At 66.0% G+C, this 17,568-nt stretch carries 14 protein-coding genes; 10 read left to right on the forward strand and 4 right to left on the reverse strand.

The window, feature by feature from the left end:
• Positions 1-40: 40 nt before the first annotated feature.
• A complete protein-coding gene (locus GC148_RS03690; protein ID WP_366063094.1) occupies positions 41-1,972 on the forward strand; it encodes a PhoX family phosphatase in 1,932 nt (643 codons plus the stop codon).
• Here the strand turns inward: GC148_RS03690 and GC148_RS03695 are convergent.
• Entirely contained in the window at positions 1,969-3,132 is a 1,164-nt protein-coding gene (locus GC148_RS03695; RefSeq protein WP_291068786.1) for an META domain-containing protein, read from the reverse strand. The genes GC148_RS03690 and GC148_RS03695 overlap by 4 nt on opposite strands.
• A 20-nt stretch (positions 3,133-3,152) precedes the next feature.
• On the reverse strand, positions 3,153-3,659 hold the full coding sequence (locus GC148_RS03700; RefSeq protein ID WP_291068787.1) for a hypothetical protein: 507 nt from the start codon (positions 3,657-3,659) through the stop codon (positions 3,153-3,155).
• Between the two features lie 207 nt (positions 3,660-3,866).
• Here GC148_RS03700 and GC148_RS03705 point away from each other — a divergent pair, with 207 nt between their 5' ends.
• The 8 genes from GC148_RS03705 to GC148_RS03740 all read left to right on the forward strand — a co-directional run bounded on the left by GC148_RS03705 (position 3,867) and on the right by GC148_RS03740 (position 16,069).
• Positions 3,867-4,679, forward strand: coding sequence for a hypothetical protein (locus GC148_RS03705; protein WP_291068788.1), 813 nt, complete (start codon positions 3,867-3,869; stop codon positions 4,677-4,679).
• A 48-nt stretch (positions 4,680-4,727) separates the two neighbouring features.
• Positions 4,728-4,862, forward strand: coding sequence for a hypothetical protein (locus GC148_RS03710; RefSeq protein WP_291069019.1), 135 nt, complete (start codon positions 4,728-4,730; stop codon positions 4,860-4,862).
• Positions 4,852-5,502, forward strand: coding sequence for a hypothetical protein (locus GC148_RS03715; RefSeq protein ID WP_291068790.1), 651 nt, complete (start codon positions 4,852-4,854; stop codon positions 5,500-5,502). The genes GC148_RS03710 and GC148_RS03715 overlap by 11 nt, the downstream gene beginning before the upstream one ends.
• Positions 5,503-5,547: 45 nt before the next feature.
• Positions 5,548-7,008, forward strand: coding sequence for an AMP nucleosidase (locus tag GC148_RS03720; protein ID WP_291068792.1), 1,461 nt, complete (start codon positions 5,548-5,550; stop codon positions 7,006-7,008).
• A 5-nt stretch (positions 7,009-7,013) separates the two neighbouring features.
• On the forward strand, positions 7,014-7,397 hold the full coding sequence (gene cdd, locus GC148_RS03725) for a cytidine deaminase (protein ID WP_291068794.1): 384 nt from the start codon (positions 7,014-7,016) through the stop codon (positions 7,395-7,397).
• A 60-nt stretch (positions 7,398-7,457) separates the two neighbouring features.
• Complete coding sequence (locus tag GC148_RS03730) at positions 7,458-11,045, forward strand: TIR domain-containing protein (RefSeq protein ID WP_291068796.1); 3,588 nt, start codon at positions 7,458-7,460, stop codon at positions 11,043-11,045.
• 107 nt (positions 11,046-11,152) lie between these two features.
• Positions 11,153-15,418, forward strand: coding sequence for a trypsin-like peptidase domain-containing protein (locus GC148_RS03735; protein WP_291068798.1), 4,266 nt, complete (start codon positions 11,153-11,155; stop codon positions 15,416-15,418).
• Between the two features lie 24 nt (positions 15,419-15,442).
• Positions 15,443-16,069: a DUF1353 domain-containing protein gene (locus GC148_RS03740; RefSeq protein WP_291068800.1), complete on the forward strand. Its 627-nt coding sequence runs from the start codon at positions 15,443-15,445 to the stop codon at positions 16,067-16,069.
• A gap of 9 nt (positions 16,070-16,078) precedes the next feature.
• On the opposite strand, the gene GC148_RS03745 is transcribed toward GC148_RS03740, so the two are convergent.
• Together GC148_RS03745 and GC148_RS03750 are read right to left on the reverse strand one after the other, a co-directional pair.
• Positions 16,079-16,435 carry a RyR domain-containing protein gene (locus tag GC148_RS03745; RefSeq protein ID WP_291068802.1) on the reverse strand — a complete coding sequence of 119 codons (357 nt, stop codon included), beginning with the start codon at positions 16,433-16,435 and terminating at the stop codon, positions 16,079-16,081.
• 50 nt (positions 16,436-16,485) lie between these two features.
• Complete coding sequence (locus GC148_RS03750) at positions 16,486-16,641, reverse strand: hypothetical protein (RefSeq protein WP_291068804.1); 156 nt, start codon at positions 16,639-16,641, stop codon at positions 16,486-16,488.
• A gap of 135 nt (positions 16,642-16,776) precedes the next feature.
• Here GC148_RS03750 and GC148_RS03755 point away from each other — a divergent pair, with 135 nt between their 5' ends.
• Positions 16,777-17,565 (forward strand): tyrosine-protein phosphatase, encoded by a 789-nt coding sequence (locus GC148_RS03755; protein ID WP_291068806.1) that lies wholly within the window; start codon positions 16,777-16,779, stop codon positions 17,563-17,565.
• The last annotated feature ends 3 nt before the right edge of the window (positions 17,566-17,568 follow it).

The raw sequence follows: 17,568 nt of genomic DNA on the forward strand, positions 1-17,568 counted from the left end.
TCACAAAGGCAGGAACCCGGGAGACTTTCAGATGGCCGTCATGGACGATCGCGAGAACACGCCCGTCAATCCGCGGGCCTTGTCCGGCGCGGAAGCCATCGGTGATGTGGTCGCGCGGCGTCTCTCGCGCCGGGGCTTTCTCGGCGGGGTGACCGCCTTGTCGGGCCTTGCGCTCACGGCCTGCGCTGGGCGCCCCGGAACAGGGGCGGCCCAGGCGGGGCCCTCTGCGCCCGGCCAGGCCCCGGCCTTCGATTTTCCGGAACTTGCCCGGGGCATGGACCAGACGCACCATGTCGCCGAAGGCTACCGCGCCGAGGTGCTCCTGCGCTGGGGCGATCCGCTCTTTGCCGACAGCCCGACCTTTGACCCGGCGAACCAGTCCGCCGAGGCCCAAAGCCGCCAGTTCGGTTACAACAATGACTTCATCGGTTTCGTGCCGCTCGAACCCGATGCAACCGGCGCCGAGCGCGGCCTGCTTTGCATCAACCATGAATACACCAACACAACCCTGATGTTCCCGAACGTGGCCGCCGGCTATCCGGCATCGGTCACGCGGGACATCTGCCTCACCGAGATGGCGGCGCATGGCGGCACGATAATCGAGATCCGCAAAGGCGCGGACGGTTGGAGGCCGGTGGCCGGCGCGCCGCTCAATCGGCGGATTACCGCCGACACCCCGATGCAGATCACCGGCCCTGCGTCCGGCCATGATCGTCTCAAGACGCCTGATGATCCCAGCGGCACGCTGGTTCTCGGCACCATGAACAATTGTGCCGGCGGCATCACGCCCTGGGGCACGTACCTGCTGTCGGAAGAGAATATCAACGGCAACTTTCTGGGAGATCTGCCTGCGAATCATCCTGAAGCCGGAAACTACAAGCGCATGGGCATTCCCGGCGAATCCTACCAGTGGGGCCGTCACATCGACCGGTTCAACCTCGCCAGGGCGCCCAACGAACCCAACCGTTTTGGCTGGATCGTCGAGGTCGATCCCCTTGATCCGCTCAGTCTGCCGAAAAAGCGTACCGCGCTCGGCCGCTACAAGCATGAAGGCGCCGAAACCGTGCTCGCCCCGGATGGCCGCGTCGTCATCTATTCCGGCGACGACCAGCGCTTCGATTATGTCTACAAATTCGTCAGCGCCGGACGATACGATCCCGGCAACCGTGCTGCCAATGCCGATCTGCTCGATTCCGGTACGCTTTATGTGGCGCGGTTTGACGCCGATGGAAGCGTCACCTGGATGCCTCTTGTGCAAGGGCAGGGGCCGCTCTCGCCTGCCAACGGATTTCATTCGCAGGCGGACGTTGTCATCGAGGCGCGCCGCGCCGGTGACCTGCTTGGCGCCACGCCGATGGACCGTCCGGAAGACATCGAACCCGATCCGAAAACCGGCCGTGTCTGGGTGATGCTCACCAACAATGACATGCGTCAGTCCGGCCAGGTCGATGCCGCCAACCCGCGCGCTGCAAACCGGTTCGGCCATATCATCGAGATCACCGAGCCGGATGGCGATTTTGCGTCGAAAGCTTCCCGCTGGGACATTCTCGTGCGCTGCGGCGATCCCTCGGTGGCCGAAGTCGGGGCCACATGGAACCCGCTGACCTCCGAAAACGGCTGGCTCGGCAGCCCGGACAATTGCGCATTGGACGCACAGGGCCGCCTCTGGGTTGCCACCGATGGCAACGAGAACACCGGCGCCGCAGATGGCCTCTGGGCCCTGGAAACCGAAGGCGAACGCCGCGGCACGGGCCGGCATTTCTTCAGCTGCCCCACGGGCGCCGAAATGTGCGGACCTCGCTTCACACCGTCCGGCGACGCGTTGTTCCTGGCGGTCCAGCACCCCGGCGATGGCGACGATGCGAACTACGAGGCGCCCGCCACCCGCTGGCCGGATTTCGACGACGCCATGCCCCCACGCCCCAGTGTCATGGTCATTACACGGATCGAAGGTGGCCCGGTCGGCGGCTAGCGCCGCAGCAGCAAGCGCTGGCCGGCCGGGCCGGTCAGTTCGAGGGCGCCGTCGGGTGTGATCGTCCAGGCCATCTCGCCGTTCAGGGCTGCCATGTACCTCTGTTCCTGGTGTGCCATCGCCGGGGCGGTACAGGCGCGCTGCGTCATTGCCAGAGGTGCGAGGGTCAGTGTGGTCTCATCGGCAAGATAGACCCCGCCGAACGTGTTGCAGTTGGTGGAACCGCTGACCCGTCCATCTGCGCCGAAAGTCAGCGTCAGGTGCGAATTGTCGATGATGCCCGTGCGGTTGATGTCCTCGACGGTCCATTCCCCGCCGATCAGGACCTCCGGGTCCGGTGGCACCACTGGCGGCGCCGGGCTGATCGGGGTGCCGGTGAAGCTGACGCCGCTCTCGCTGGTGAGCGTCAGCGCGCCGGACGGGCCTGGACGGATAGTGAGTTCAGTGATGCCGCCGAGGAGGTCCAGGAAGGTCCGTTCCTGCTCCATGATGCCATCGCCGAGGCACATCATCCGGGTCGATCCGAGGCCGGTGACGGTCAGTTTTGAACCGTCCTGCTCATAGCGGCCGAAATAGCTGTTGCAGCCGCCCGAGCCGCCGAGCTGGCCGTCGCTCCGAAACTCCAGAACCGGCTCCCGGCCGGAAATGATTGCCGTGCCGCCCATCTGCGTGATCTGCCACTCGCTACCCGTCAGGTCCGGGAAAGAGGCGGGTTCAGCGACGACCACAACGCCGTCAGCGCCGGTCAGGACGAGGCGCCCTTCGGCGTCAAGCGCGATCGGAACGGTGCTCTTCAGCGCCGCCGCGAGCGCCGCTTCCTGCGCCATCACACCGCCACCGAGGCAGGCCTTTTCGGTCATCTCGAACGGGGCGAAATAGATCGACCGGCGGCTGTGCTTGAAGCTGCCGCGAAACGAATTGCACCCCGATTGACCCTGCAGGATCCCGTCCCGTGTGAACTGGATCGTGGGCACATGTCCGGCGATGACGGGTTGCCCGCCGATCGCGGTGATGATCCATTCGCTGGCCATCAGGGCGGCCTCTTCAACCTCTGCCATCGGCGCGTCTTCTGGTGCAGCGGCAACAGGCGGTGCAGTGGTGGTGCAGGCCGCGAGGACGAGGGCCGCTGCGCCGAGCAGCGCGGCGTGGAATCGGGTCATGGTCATCTCCTCAGGCAGCCTCAGAACACGTCCGTGATCTGTGTGATCTCGGCGAGCGGCGCGCCGCCGCAGCTGATCAGGACGCGGCTGTAGCCGGTCGCAAGTGCGGGGGCTTCATACTTCACCTCCATCGTGGTGATTGCCTGCAGCGCCATGCCATCCGGCGCGAAGGGCACCAGGGTCAGGCGCAGGGCCGGATGGGCCGAGCGGTCGAGCGGGCCTTCCTGCCATTCGAACGTGTAGCCGCCGGTGCGCACATCGACCTGGCCGACCACGTGGATTGTCGGCTGCATGTCGGGGCCCGGCATCTTGTTGACCCAGGCCTGCCAGCCGCGGGATCCGATCACGGCGCAGGCTTCGGATTCGGGCATCGTTGCAGGCTCTCCGGTGCTGACGGTGATGGGTGGCGCGGCTTCGGAGGGGGCTGGATTTTCAACCGTTCCGGCGCCGATCCAGGGCATGTACTGGCAGGCCGTGAGCGTGAGCGCGGCGGCGGTGGCGATGAAGGCGAGGTGCGGTCTGGTCATCGGATTCCCCTGTGCGTTCCTGTCCGGCCAGACACATTTGGGCGCGCCGGCCTGTCAAGTTAAGAGCGGTCCATCCTGTTCGCCCGGAAAGGGGGCACAAGTATGGCCTTGTGCAACGGGCGCGCCCTGCTGTGGCCGCGCTGGGCGCGCCGCCAATCCGGCAGGAAATCGCGCGGGGATTTGATCCGCGTGAAGGAGAAGCCCGACATGGCACCCAATTCCTTCGCCGCAGCCGCCTTCCGGCGCCTGCGCCCGGACAGCGACCGCGCCGTGCGCCTGATGCGGCCGGCCGTGCTGATCGGCTGGAGCGTCGCCGAAATGGCCGCACAGTTCGCCCTGTCGCGCAGCACGATCAAACGCCGCCTCAAACGCCACGGCCTTTGCGCGCCCGAAGCCCCGGAAGAACGCGACCGTCGGATGACGGATGAATTGAACTGCAACCTCGCCGAAGCGCTGCTGCGCGGAGACGACGGCGCGGCCAAGGAGTTTGCCGCGCTGCTGCAGAAGCTGAACCCGGGTAGCCGCCCGAAGGCCGCCCCGGCTGAAACATCAAAGGAAGAAGATAATCCGTACACAAATGAACGACATGATGCATTCATGGAAAAGCTCGAATCCCTGGCTGCACCGGAGTTTGAGCTGGCCGCACGCGATCATGATGGAAACCCGCTGGAAGGGTGGGGAGAACCTGGACGAATGGACAAAAGGCTGGCGCGCCGACATCCGTTCCTGCTGAACGCCCGTCCTATGCAGCGTCCGCCGCCGGGCCTGACGCGGACGTGGTTGCATTCAGGCGGACGTGGCGCCGACAAGACACGGGCGTACGCCGAATGGGTCCGCTGGGCGGTGCTGATGGCGGGTTATGGCCGGGTGGCGCTGGTGGCGCCGACCTTTGCGGATGTGCGCGAAGTGATGATCGAGCGGCCGAGCGGCCTGATCTGGTCGGCGACGCACGAGGACGACCGGCCGGCCTGGCAGCCCTCGCGCCACCGGCTTGAAGGGCAGAATGGCGCGGTTGCCTAAGGCTTCAACGCCGAGGATCCTGACAGCCTGCGCGGCCCGCAATTCGATCTGGCCTGGTGCGACGAGGCGGCCGCCTCGGCGAAGGGGGAGGCCGCGTGGGAAAACCTGCGGCTGGCGCTTCGCCTCGACCCGAAACCGATGGCGATGGTGACGACGCCGCCGCGCCACTGCCTTGATCCGTAGGCTGAAGGCGGATCCAGGCGTCGTGGAGACGCGGATGCGGATGGCGGACAACGCGGCCAACCTGGGGGCCGGCTTTCCGGAAACGATGGCGGCGGCCTATGGCGGCGCGGCGCTGAGGCGGCAGGAACTGGACGGCGAGATGATCGACGATTGTATCGACGCGGTGGACCCGTGCATCTCGACGCGGCCCGGGTCGGACGCGTGCGGCATCGTGCTGGCGGGCGTCAAGAACGGGGTGGCCTATGCGCTGGGCGATTCCTTGGCGCCGGGCCTTACCCTGCTCGTCTGGGCGGAGCGCCCAGTGCAGCTGGCCGAGATGGGCGGCGCGTCGGCGACCCTGGCGGAGGCCAACCCGGGCGGCGACATGGTGCGCGATGTGATCGCCATGCCCGGCACGCGCATGCCGGTGCGCCTTGTCACGGCGCGACTTAGCAAACGGGGCCGGGCCCAGCCGGTCGCGGCGCTCTACGCGCAGGGAAAGGTGCGCCAAATGGGCACCTTCCATACGCCGGAAAACCAGATGTGCCGGTTCGGCACGGCGGAGGAGCCGGGCTCTCCCGGCCGGGAGGACGCGCTGGTCTGGGCCCTTTGGGCGCCGATGGTGGAAGGGCGCGGGCCGCGGGTGCGGGTAGTGGGGTGAGGGGGGAGCGAGGCGGGCAATTGACTTCCGGTGAAAGGCGCGCCAATGGGTGCCATGTCGAAACTCACCACACCTGAGGCTATCGTGGATGCGCTGGAAGCGCTCTACACCGAAGCCGTTTCCGCTCTTACCGAAACCCTGAACCGCTTCCTGCACGATGGCACGCCGCCCGACGGCGAGCTGCGCGCGAACGGGACCTTCTGCTATCCGCAGATCCGCCTCGTCTATAACCCGGACGGCCCGCCGCCGCCTATTTCGCGGGCATTCGGCAAGATGAGCGAAGCGGGCATCTATATCACCACCGTGACGCGCCCCGCCTTCTTCCGGGACTACCTGATCGAGCAGCTGACGCCACTGATGCGGGATTATGCCGTGGATGTGTATGTCGAACGGTCGGCCTCCGAGATCCCGTATGCCTATGTCTGGGACCAGGGGCAGGCGGCCGGGCTGGAGGAGATTTCGCCGGCAGAACTGGTGCGCTGGTTCCCTTCGCCGAAGCTGACGTTGATTGGCGACGAGGTAGCGGATGGCGAGCCATTCGATGCTGGCGACGAGCGCCCGCTGGCGCTGTTTGATGCGCAGCGGGTGGATTTCTCGCTGAAGCGCCTGCAGCACTATACCGGCACGCCGGTGGAGCATTTTCAGCATTATGTTCTGTTCACGAACTATCACCGCTATGTCGATGCCTTCTGTGACTGGGCGCTGACGCAGCTGGGCGGACACACGCGCTATACATCCCTGTCGGTGCCGGGCGGGCTGGAGATTTCGCAGCCCGACGAGGGCAGCCGGGCGGCTATCGAAGCCTCGCCCTGGCGGCGTTACCAGATGCCGGCCTATCACCTGCGCGCGAAGGATGGCGCGGGCATCACGCTGGTGAATATCGGCGTCGGCCCGTCAAACGCGAAGACGATCACGGACCACCTGGCGGTGCTGCGTCCGCAGGTTTGGCTGATGGTCGGCCATTGCGGCGGCCTGCGCCACAGCCAGACCATTGGAGACTATGTGCTGGCGCATGCCTACCTGCGCGAGGATCATGTTCTGGACGCGGTGTTGCCGCCGGAAATTCCGGTTCCTCCGATTGCGGAGGTTCAGGTGGCGCTGGCCGAGGCGGCGGCGAAGATCACTGGCGAGAAGGGCGAAGCGCTTAAGAAGCGCCTGCGCACCGGCACTGTGGTGACCACGGACGATCGCAACTGGGAGCTGCGCTTCACGGCGTCGGCGCGGCGGTTCAACAAGAGCCGGGCCGTGGCGATCGACATGGAGAGCGCCACGATTGCGGCCAACGGGTTCCGCCTGCGGGTGCCGTATGGCACGCTGCTTTGCGTGTCGGACAAGCCGCTGCACGGCGAGATCAAGCTGCCGGGTGCTGCGAACCGGTTCTACGAGCGGGCTATCGGCGAGCACATCCGTATCGGGATCGAAACGTTAGAGCGGCTGTCTATCGATGGCGGCGCGAGCCTGCACAGCCGCAAGCTGCGCGCGTTTGATGAGCCCCCGTTCCGGTGAGCGGGGTGGACTGGCCTGCGCTCAAGGCGGCGGCCCTGGCGGTGCAGGCGCGGGCCTATGTTCCGTATTCGAACTATCAGGTTGGCGCGGCGCTGCTGACGGCGAGCGGCGAGATCGTGGCTGGCTGCAATGTCGAGAACGCAACCTTCGGCGCCACCTGCTGCGCCGAGCGCGCGGCGGTGTTTGCGGCGGTCGCGGCCGGGCACCGGGCGTTCCAGGCGGTTGCCGTGGTGACGAACGGCGCGGCGCCGGGCACCCCTTGCGGCATCTGTCGGCAGGTGCTGGCAGAGTTCGGCAACGACCTTGATGTATTGTGCTTCACGCCGGAAGGCATCGAGCAGCAATACCGGCTGTCCAAACTGCTGCCGCACGCCTTCACGCTGAAATAGGCCGCTTGCCTTGGCCCCGGATTTGGGGTGACCTATTGCGGACGGCAGCAGGAGCCGGCGGTGGGACAAGACGCGGACAAGATTGAGGAAATTCGGGCGCCCGAGGCGGCGGAGGACGCGCGCACGCGCGTATTCCTGAGCTATTCGCGCAAGGATGGCGAAGTCATGGGCCGGATCGCGGAGGGGCTGCAGCGGGCCGGCTTCCTCGCGGATTTCGACAAGGCGAGCCATGATCCGCACAATGTAACAGCTGGGATTTCCGCTGAGGATGAGTGGTGGAAGCGGCTGCAGGAGATGATCGCGGCTGCTGATGTGATGGCGTTCCTCGTGTCGCCGGATTCGGCGACGAGCGCAGTGTGCGACGAGGAGATCGCGTATGCCCGGGCGCTGGGCAAGCGGATCATCGCGGTGCTGGCGCGGCCGGTGGATTTTGCCAAGGCGCCGCCGCGCCTTTCGGCGCTGAACGTGCGGATCGACTTTTCGGAGAGCGGGCCGGGATTTGACGCGGCGCTGGCAGGGCTGGTGACGGCGCTGGAGATGAATGTCGGCTGGCACCGGGAGGGGCGCAAGTATTACGCGCGGGTGCAGGAATGGGACGTGGCCGGACGGCCAAAGAGCCGCCTGTTGCGCGAAGGCGCGGTGGAAGAGGTGCAGCGCTGGGCGCTGGCGCGGCCGCGCAATGAGCCGGAGCCAGGCGAGCTGTTCCTCGCCTGGATCGCCGCGAGCCGTGAGCAGATCAAACGCGACGCGGCGCGCCGGGCATTCTGGCGGCGGGTGACGGGCCTGTTCGTGATGACGACGCTGGCGGCGGTGCTTCTGGGGGCGTGGTTTGTCGTCCGTGGGCAGAGGAACCTCGGCCGCAGCGAGAGCCTGATGCTGGCGCGGACCGCCGACCAGTTCTACAACAACAACGATTACTTGCACGCTCTGCACCTCGCGATTCTCGCTTCGCGCGACAGTTTCCTGTCGCCGGCAACGGCTGAGGCGAAGGCCGCGTTTGCCAAAAGCGCGCAAGCGCTGGAGCTTGTGCGCGAGCTGGACGTGTCGGGCGGCGCAGCGGTCGATATCGTGGCGACGACGGTGGCGGCCAGCGGCAAGAGCCTGCTTGTCGAGTTGACCGACGGCTCGTCGGCGCTGTGGAGCCTGGAGACGGCTGAGCGGCTGGCGGGGCCGTTCACGACCGAGGTAGGCGACAACGGGATGCAAAAGAGCGTTTCGGCGGATGGCAGCCTGATCGTGCTCTATTGGGGCGAGGTGGCCTATGCCCTGCGCGCGGAAGCTGGCGAGGTTCTGGGGCCGTTCAAGTCAGATCCCGATGCCTATCTCTCGTTCGGCATGGGTGTTCCGTTTGCGGATGGATCGAAGTTCCTGCTGCGTGACCAGAAGGACGGTGTCGGCCTTCGCGACGGGACCAGGGGTGAGCGGCTTGCGGTGCTGGGCGCGGATCTGGGCATGATTATCGACGCGCAGGTGTCTGTCGACGGGCAGATCGGACTGATTGCCGGGCAGGAAAGCTATCAGTTGTGGAACCTTGAGACGTTGCAGCCGCTGAGGCCGGCGTCGCCCTATCCGCCATTCACGGTGCAGGCCTTCAAGCTGTCGCCGGACGGCACGCGGCTGCTGGTGCCGGCGGAGGGCGGGATACGGTATCTCGACGTGGCGACAGGCCGCGAGATCGCCCTGGATGGGCCGGCGCCGCCGGACACGGCGGAGGCGGAATTCGTGCCGGAGGCCGGGCGTTTCGTGTTGCTCGACGGAGACCACCACGCTCAGATCCGGGACACGGAGACCGGCGCGCTGGTCGGCGAGCCTGTGACCTTTGAATCGACGGTCGAACCGCTGAAGGCGTCGATCGAGGGCGGCCGGTTGGTCGCGCTGTCATACCTGACCGGTACGCGGGTCTACAGCCTCGCAACCGGGGAGCTGCTCTCCTACCCGGCCGAAGGCGAGACGCCGGCGCAAGCGGCGGTGCTGGTGCCGGGCACCAATGCCTATCTCACCTTCGATGGACGCAGCGTGCAGCTTCGGTTCTCGCAGGACGGCGAGTCGGTGCCTGAAACGCTGATCGAGGAGCATCCGGGTTTCATCGAGGACCTGACGATGTCGCCGGACGGGCGTGCGTTCCTGACATTCACGTCGGACGGCGAAGTGCGCCAGTGGGAAACGGAGTCGGGCCTGCAGATCGGCGGGCCGTGGAAGCATACGAACTATTATTCGCGAAGCGGATATCTCGGGAACGGCGACACGTTCCTGACCGTGACAGGCGCGAAAGCGTCTGTCTGGGCGTCGCGGCCATACACACAGAGGGCGGGCCCCCTGATCGACGGCGCGGAGCCGGCCACCAGTTCGCTGATGTCGCCGGACGGACGGTTCCTGTTTGCCTGGAACCAGGTGGGGCGCGGCGTGATGTGGGACTTGGACGCCGGTGAAGCGATCGGTCCGGGCATCCTGACTGGCGAGGAGGGGTTCTGGGGCTCAGCGTTTGACCCTGCGGGATCACAGCTGGCGCTCTGGTACGAGAACCAGCTGCAGCTGATACCGACCGCGACGGGCGTGGGCGGAGAAGCGCTGGCGGAGCATCAGGACGTAGTGACCGGCGGTGCGTTCACGGAAGATGGCACGCGGCTGGTGACAGTCGACATGAGCGGCATGGTGTATGTCTGGGATACGGCGACACTCGCGGCGGTGGGCGAGCCGCGGACGCACGAGGCGTATGCGCTGCCGCCTGTCGATGGGGTGCACAAGCGGATGCTGCTGTTTGCGGGCGAGGTGGGCTACCTGATCGATCTGACGACCGGAGACGTGATCGGCGCGCCCTTGGCGCATGGCCGGCATGGCGCCGAGGATGAATCGGCCGGGCTGATGAGCGGCGGGGCACTCTCGGGCAATGGCGAGGTGGCGATGACGTTCACCGGCGAAGAGGTGCGGCTGTGGGATGCCGCGACGGGCGCGCAGAAGGGGGAGGCGATCTTCAACGGCGCAGAACCGCGCAACGTGAAACTGTCCGCAGACGGATCGCGGGTGATGGTGCTGTACGAAAAGGCCGTGGAAGTGTTCGACACGGCGACCGGAAACCGGGCCGGCCGGTTTGCCGAAGAACAGCTGGCCGATGACGGCGTGCTGAACAGTGATGGAACGGTTGCCGCAACCTGGAGCGGCGCGGCGAAGGTGCAGATCTGGGATGTCGGGACGGCGCAGGCACGCGGCAATCCCTATGACGTCGGCCTGGCGGAGCAGACCGGGATGTTCACGCCGGACGGAACGCGCATCTTGATGATCGAGCCGAGCGGGACGTTCCGGATTGCCGATGCCGCGACCGGCGACGTGCTGAGCCAGATGGAACTCTATGCCTTCGCCGGCGGCGTCTGGCAGCCGGAGGCCGGGCAGCTGCTGACGCACCGCTATAATGGCGAGACGCAGGTGTGGGACATTTCCGCAGCGCTGCGCAGCGGCGCGACCGAGGCTGACGCGGCCGAGGTGTGCCGGGCGAAGCTGGCGGGGTCGGCCCCGGTGCGCCAGCTGGACGCCTGGGCAATCTTTGCGGCGCCGATCCTGCGGGGGCGGGAGGGTGAGGATGTGTGCGCGCCGCCGCGGGCGCCGTGGTGGGACAGGGCGGCGGGGCTGGCCTTTGGCTGGATGTTCAACTGACGCGGCACGCAGCCTGAAACAAATGGCACGGGGACAGACATGAATGCCTTTCCTGACGGCCATGATTAACCTAACCTTCATGAACAGACCGAAGCCGGAGTGGGACTATGGCCAACGGAAAGCAGGCAGCAGAAGCTGGCAGGGGTGAAGGCGGGGGCGGGTTCGACCTGAAGTCGATGCTCGTTGCGGCGCCGGTGAAGCCCCACATTGTGGCGCTGACCGCTGATCAGGGTTCGCCCGTGATTCCGCAGCAAGTGGATGAGGATTCGGATGTTTATCTCAGCATAGGTGTTCTGTCCTTCTACCATCCCGAAGCGCGCCGGGGCCTGACCAAGCAGGTGCCGCTGATCTTCGCGGATGCGAAATGGCGCCGGCCCACCGATAGTGACCTGCCGCAATTGGCGGTCATGGGGCCCAATCCTGAAGCGCACGAAAACCTGCGGAACAATGGCAGCTATGCCTTTGGCGGGCGCACATTCTTCGGTCCTGAACGCTATGACGGCTCGGTCGATCTCAATATCGGGCTGCATCTGTTCAGGGACAACAAGGCAGCGCGCAAGCTGATCGATTTCGCCAAGATGGGATCGAAGATGATGCCCAAAGGCGGCACGCTGGTGCTGGGCAAGGCGCTCGACGGTCTGATCGATGGCGGGTTATCGACGCTGCAGGCCTTGTTGCCCGATCAGAACACGCCGTGGATTCTGGGCGTCGTGCGCAGCCTGGGAAGCGGCGGTGAGAAGACATTTGAAACCGGAACCTGGGCAGTTATTGCGGGCGGCGGGCCGGAGCCCGGCGCTGTTCGTCTCGATGGTCACACAAACCAGCTGCTGGATGCCAAGGGCAAACCGCTGCAGCGCGCCTATGTCGTCTACTCGGTCGATGCGACCACGACTAATCGGGACAAGCTGCGCATCCCTGCGATCCGGCAGGCCCGCGAACGCCTCCGGCAGGCGCACTTGGCCGGGGAGAGCGTGTCGAGCGAAAAGCTGAGCCGCCTGTTCCAGCATTTCTGTCAGGAAGTGGAGCTGTCCGACGAATTGACGCTGCGCGACCGGGATGAGATCATCGCCGATGCGAAGCTGCGGTTTGACCGGATGATGGCGCAGCGCGCCGCATTCAATTTCACCGACGATCCGACGCTCTATCCGTCCCGCGAGGTTTCGCCCGAGGCGATTTCGCCCAAGGCGCTGTCGGCCTTCGCGGTGCAGGCGACCGGCGCCGATGTGGCGACGCAGGCGGCAGCCGCGATCGACACGTCGCTGGAGGCCCTTGCGGCGCCTGAGGCGGCGGCGAAGGATGAGGGGCTGGAGGAACTGATCCGTGAGCTGAACACAGCGGTTTCGGACTTTGCCGCGCTGGTGCGCAGCAATCCCGAACCTTACCGCGAGCAGGCGCGGCAGGTGGCCAAGAAGTTGCGCGACAAGCGCGAGTTCAAGACACTAGTGGCGTTTGCCGAGTCGGTGCGCGATGGCGGTGTGGAGATCGGTTGGCTGAACTATTTCGCAGCGGCGGCCGACATCGAGATCAACGGTGTGCCGAGCCTGGAAGACCTGGCGCGGGCGGCGAAAGGCGACGTGGCGCCAGCGATGGTGGCGGAGGCCTATTTGGCCAAGGCGATGCAGCTGGCCGGCAAGGATTTCGAGAATGATGCTCGGCTGATGTCGGACTGCCTCGGCCTGCAGGGCCGGATCTGGAAGCAGCGGGCGGTGCGGGCGCGTGAGGTGAACGAGGCGGCGCAGCAGGCGTTCGAGCGGTCCTATTCCTTCTACATGAAGGGTCTAAGTGCGACGATGCTGGCCCCGGCGGCAGATCAGGACCCGCAATTCCACCAGGTGAACCTCTTTGGGCTGATGAATGCCGCCGATCGGCGCGGCATCAAGCTGGGTAAGAAGGCCGACGCGGTGAAATGGGCCCGCGCGATCCTGAAGGATGTGAAGAAGGGCGGCGCGCCGACCGAATGGGCGCTCGCCAATGCCGGCGATGCGGCGCTGTATCTGGGCCGTCAGGACGAGGCGACGGAATACTACAAGGCCTATCTGGACGCGGCGAAGGGAAAGCCGTTCGCGGTGAACGCTACGCGGCGCCAGCTCATCGAGGTGTGGGGCGTTGATCCCAAGGGGAATACTGACCTGTCGGAACTCGTGCGCCTGATGGGCCAGTTGTCGATCCAATCGATGGCGACCGTGTCGCTGACGGTGGAAGAGATCGAGGCGATGGCCGAGGCGACCGATGCGGGCGATGGCAAGCTGGAAGCGCTGCTCGGCGGGCCTCCGGCGATGCCGGCCAAGCAGATCCGCCGTGTACTGCAGCTGGCGCAGAATGTCGGCAAGGTGACGGCGCCGAACGGGCGGCCAATCGGCACCGGATTCCTGCTGCACGGCCGGCATATCCATCAGGTGCTCGCGAACGAATTCGTGTTCCTGACCAACGATCATGTCGTGTGCGACGAGAAGACCTATGGCGGGGCGTGCATCAGCTCGTCGGAGGCGTGCATCATCTTCGAAGATCTGAACCCGGATGAAGTCTACAAGGTGTCAGAAGTGTTCTGGCGCTCGGACAGCCGCATCCATGACTGCGCGATCCTGCGCCTGCAAAAGCAGCCGAGTAGTGTGCAGCATGAGCTGGATGTGCAGGATTCCCTGCCGCTGCGCCACCAGACCGAAACGGGGCAGGCGGACAAGGTGAACCCGGCGAACGCACCGCGCGTGTTCATCATCGGCCATCCGAACGGGCGCGGGCTGGAGATCACGTTCGAGCAGAATTACCTGGTGGACCACGAGCTGCGCAATTCCGCCGCCAAGGCGACGCCGAAGCCGGTCCGCATCCATTACCGTGCGCCGACCGAGCCCGGCAATTCCGGCAGCCCGGTGCTGAGCGCGAACAGCCTGGGGCTGATGGGCATCCACCACAAGACGACCAAGGAACCGCTGGGACGTCCGCTGCGGGCGAACGAGACCTATCAGGCCAATGAAGGCATGTGGATCCAGTCGATCATTGCCGCCGTGATGGCCGAGAAGGGCAATGCGCCTGTATCGGCCGCGCCGTCCGGCGGACAGCCTGCCGAGCCGCCGCCGGCGCCGGTGGCCGCGCCCGCGTTGAAACCGGCCCCGGCAACCGCAAGCGCCGGACTCGAATCCCTGGTGGAAGGCGACGAAGCATTCCTGGAGAACATTGACGGCCGTCTGGATACGGAAGAGTCCGGCTATGAGGGCATGGGCTTCGGCGTATTGGAATCCGGCAAGTCGGCGGTGGCGGCTTTCGGGGCGCTGAACCCCAAGCCGAAAACGAAATGGGCGCCGCTGGCGCATCATCCGGATACGCAGCATCTGGCGCACCACACCATCGATCTCAACAATGGGCTGAGCTTTGCCTTCGGCGGCGCTGTGCTGCGTCAGGCGTTGACCGTGGCGTCGACCCCGGTGGGGGCGAACTGGAGCCGGCGCGTGTTGTTCGGCATCCGGGGCGCCGCGCCGAAAGCGGTGCCGCGCGAAGGGGCGCCGCCCGAATTTGCCGACACGTTGCAGCTGATGGAGACTGAGCCGGATCACCTCGATTACCTGTGCACGATGGGCGTGTGGGACCGCGACACCGACCGGGTGTGGGTGTGTCCGGCGTCAACCGTTCCAGCGATCGGTTATCTCTGGCATGCCACGCATGAGCGCGATGAGAGCCGGATGGGCATGGGCGCCAACATGCTGCCGCCAGGTGTTTACACCCATGTGGTGGGGACACACGCGAATGGTGGTGGCACGCGCCAGCCGGGCGCTTTCCGGCAGGCCTCAAAATATTGCGTGATGCGGCTCGCGAGCCCCGAGATTGCGTTCCGGGCCGGCAATGTGCGCTGGGATACGACTTCGGATGCCAACGGGCCCGCGATCTGGGACAATATCCATGCCGGGCTGGTGGCAGGGCCGAGCTGGCTGGCCAAGCATTATTCGGCCGGGTGCCAGGTGGTGAAGGGCTCGGTATCGACCTCTGCCACGCGCGACACGCCCGTTGGACATTGGGCAAACTTCCGCATCGCGGCGGGCCTGTCGCCCAAGCCGGAGATTTCGGCGGTGGGCGAAAATCCGAAGGTGGTGAAAACCGCCGAGGACGGGGCGACCTTTACCTATGTGCTGCTGACCGCGCGCGAAGTGCGCCTCGCATCCGAGAACATGGGCACGCCGCCGACTGACTTGAAATTCTTCAAGCTGCGCCGGGGCAGCCAGGGCGCTACCGTCCGTGCGCTGCAGACCGCGCTGGGCCTGAAAGCGGACGGCGATTTCGGATACCTGACGCAGCGGGCCCTGATCGAGAAACAGCTGGCGCTGGGCCAGGTGGCCGACGGTGTGGTGACATCGGCCAATGCGGCGGCGCTGGGGATTGCCTGATGCGCCGGACGGGGAGGAGCCACGATGCCATTCATTGATACCGCTGCCGATACATCCGGCCTGGAAAGCGTCACCGAGGAAGGGTTGGAGGCGATCCAGCGCAAGACGCATGTCGGCAAGGGGCAGGCGCGCCGCCGCCTGATCGCTGTTGCGATCCTGGCCGAGATGGAGAAACAGGGCCGCACGCTGGCGGTCGTGACCCGTCCGTATGCGTACATGCACGAGATCTGGGGCCAGGAAGTGGTGGTCAACGTCCCGCAGGGTTTCGTGACCGACTTTGCCTCCATCCCGAAGGCGCTGCAGATGATCATCCCGCCTTTCGGGCGCCATGCGCCGGCGGCCGTGCTGCACGACTATCTCTATGCGCTTGGCCAGAAGAAGGCGCGGCCGCTGGCCGACAAGCTGTTCCTCAATGCGATGCGCGAGGCGGGTGTGCCGGCCTTCAGGCGGTCTCTGATGTACCGGATGGTGCGCTTCTTCGGCGGCGGCGGATACGGCCTGAAGGATGACTGGATGTTCGTGGACACGGAGAATGGCGAGCCTGTGCAGCCGCCATATGGTCATGCCGATATTGCCTGGGCGCCGGAGAAGCCGAAGCGCGGCCGCAAGGCCAAAACCGCTCCGCCAGCGGATGATATCCAGACGGCCTGACGCGCGCCGTCAGGCGAGGGCGTGGGCGAGCGCGTTGATCAGCTTGTCCTTGCGGCGTTCCCAGTCCGGCAACGCGTCATAAGGCACTATCAGCGGATGGGTCTTGGCGGCGGCATCTTTCACCGGCCCTTGCGTCCAGCCATCGCGCTGTTTCTGGGCGAGCCATTGCTCATGCTGGGAGCGACCGTTCGGGGCGGGGTGTTCAAGCGCATGGACCACGCTTTCGCGGGTGGAGGCGTGCATCCAGTCCGGCGCATCGTCCCATTGCGGAATGTCATGCTGGCCATGGGCCGCCGCCCAGCCGCGCAGGGCTTCGTGGACGGTGCGGGCGATGGCGTCGAGGCGGGTGTCGTCGGGCAGAGGCATGGGATGGATTGTGTCGCAGGCTGGAGGGATGGGCAATGTGCGGTGTGCTGTCAGGGCGCGGCCGCCGGCGAGCGGGGCGGGCCGATGCGGAACCGGCGGCTGAGCTGGTCCGGACCATAGAGGCCCTCGACGGCGTGGAAGTGGAACAGGGCCACACCGAGCGCTGCGAGGCCGCGCAGGATCTGGATGCCATCGAGCTTGATCATAGGGCCCCCTTGCCGGACCGCGTTATCGCCTGAGGGCGGCCAAGGCAATCGACCGGGGCCGCGCGGCGGGAATCTGACGCTGCGGAAGGGAAAGGTTCACTGGACGGGGGGGAAATCGCGCGTTAACCCGGCGCCATGACGACGACACACGCACGCCTGCTGGCCTTCGAGACGATCCGCAATTTCCGTGACTTCGGGGGCTATGACAGCCGCCATGGGGGCCGGGTGAAGATGGGGCGGCTCTACCGGTCCGGTCACCATGCGGAGGCGAGCGCGGCGGAGCTTGAGCGGATGCACGCGCTCGGCATCCATGTGCAGGCGGACCTGCGCCGCCCGGATGAGCGCGAGAAGCAGAAGAGCCGGTTCACGGCGCCGGTGACGATCACCCATGATGGCGGCCGCGAGACCGAAGCGCCGCACATGCGGTTCCTGTCGCAGATGAGCGTCGATGCCGAAACGGCCGATCAGTGGATGACGGAATATTACGAGCTGGCGCCGTTCAAGGAACATCACATGTCGATGTTCCGCGACTGGTTCGTGAGGCTGGCCGAGGCGCCGGGCGAGGCGGCGGGGCTGGTGAACTGCGCGGCGGGCAAGGACCGCACGGGCATCCTGTGCGCGCTGACGCATCATGTGCTGGGCGTGTCCGAAGCCGATATTCGCGCGGACTATGACCTGACGAATGAAGCGGTCGGCGTGGACCAGCGCCTCCCGGAGGCGGCGGCCTATTTCAACCAGATGATCGGCAAGCAGTATCCCGATGAGGTGTACCGGCCGTTCATGGGCGTGCACCTGAAATATCTCGACCGGGCCTATGGCGCGATCACCGCCAAGGCGGGATCGGTGGACGCCTACATGACCGATGTGCTGGGCGTGGACGGCGCGCTGCAGGCAGACCTGCGGGCGAAACTGATCGAGGCCTAGCGT

It is taken from the genome of Hyphomonas sp. (assembly GCF_016125515.1).
Classification (GTDB): Bacteria; Pseudomonadota; Alphaproteobacteria; order Caulobacterales; family Hyphomonadaceae; genus Hyphomonas.

Excerpts from the sequence above, each read along its gene's own strand:
- GC148_RS03755 (WP_291068806.1), top strand. The coding sequence starts at position 16,777 with ATGACGACGACACACGCACGCCTGCTGGCCTTCGAGACGATCCGCAAT.
- GC148_RS03740 (WP_291068800.1), top strand. The coding sequence starts at position 15,443 with ATGCCATTCATTGATACCGCTGCCGATACATCCGGCCTGGAAAGCGTC.
- GC148_RS03750 (WP_291068804.1), bottom strand. The coding sequence starts at position 16,641 with ATGATCAAGCTCGATGGCATCCAGATCCTGCGCGGCCTCGCAGCGCTC.
- GC148_RS03735 (WP_291068798.1), top strand. The coding sequence starts at position 11,153 with ATGGCCAACGGAAAGCAGGCAGCAGAAGCTGGCAGGGGTGAAGGCGGG.
- GC148_RS03690 (WP_366063094.1), top strand. The coding sequence starts at position 41 with ATGGACGATCGCGAGAACACGCCCGTCAATCCGCGGGCCTTGTCCGGC.
- GC148_RS03705 (WP_291068788.1), top strand. The coding sequence starts at position 3,867 with ATGGCACCCAATTCCTTCGCCGCAGCCGCCTTCCGGCGCCTGCGCCCG.
- GC148_RS03700 (WP_291068787.1), bottom strand. The coding sequence starts at position 3,659 with ATGACCAGACCGCACCTCGCCTTCATCGCCACCGCCGCCGCGCTCACG.
- GC148_RS03745 (WP_291068802.1), bottom strand. The coding sequence starts at position 16,435 with ATGCCTCTGCCCGACGACACCCGCCTCGACGCCATCGCCCGCACCGTC.
- GC148_RS03720 (WP_291068792.1), top strand. The coding sequence starts at position 5,548 with ATGGGTGCCATGTCGAAACTCACCACACCTGAGGCTATCGTGGATGCG.
- GC148_RS03695 (WP_291068786.1), bottom strand. The coding sequence starts at position 3,132 with ATGACCCGATTCCACGCCGCGCTGCTCGGCGCAGCGGCCCTCGTCCTC.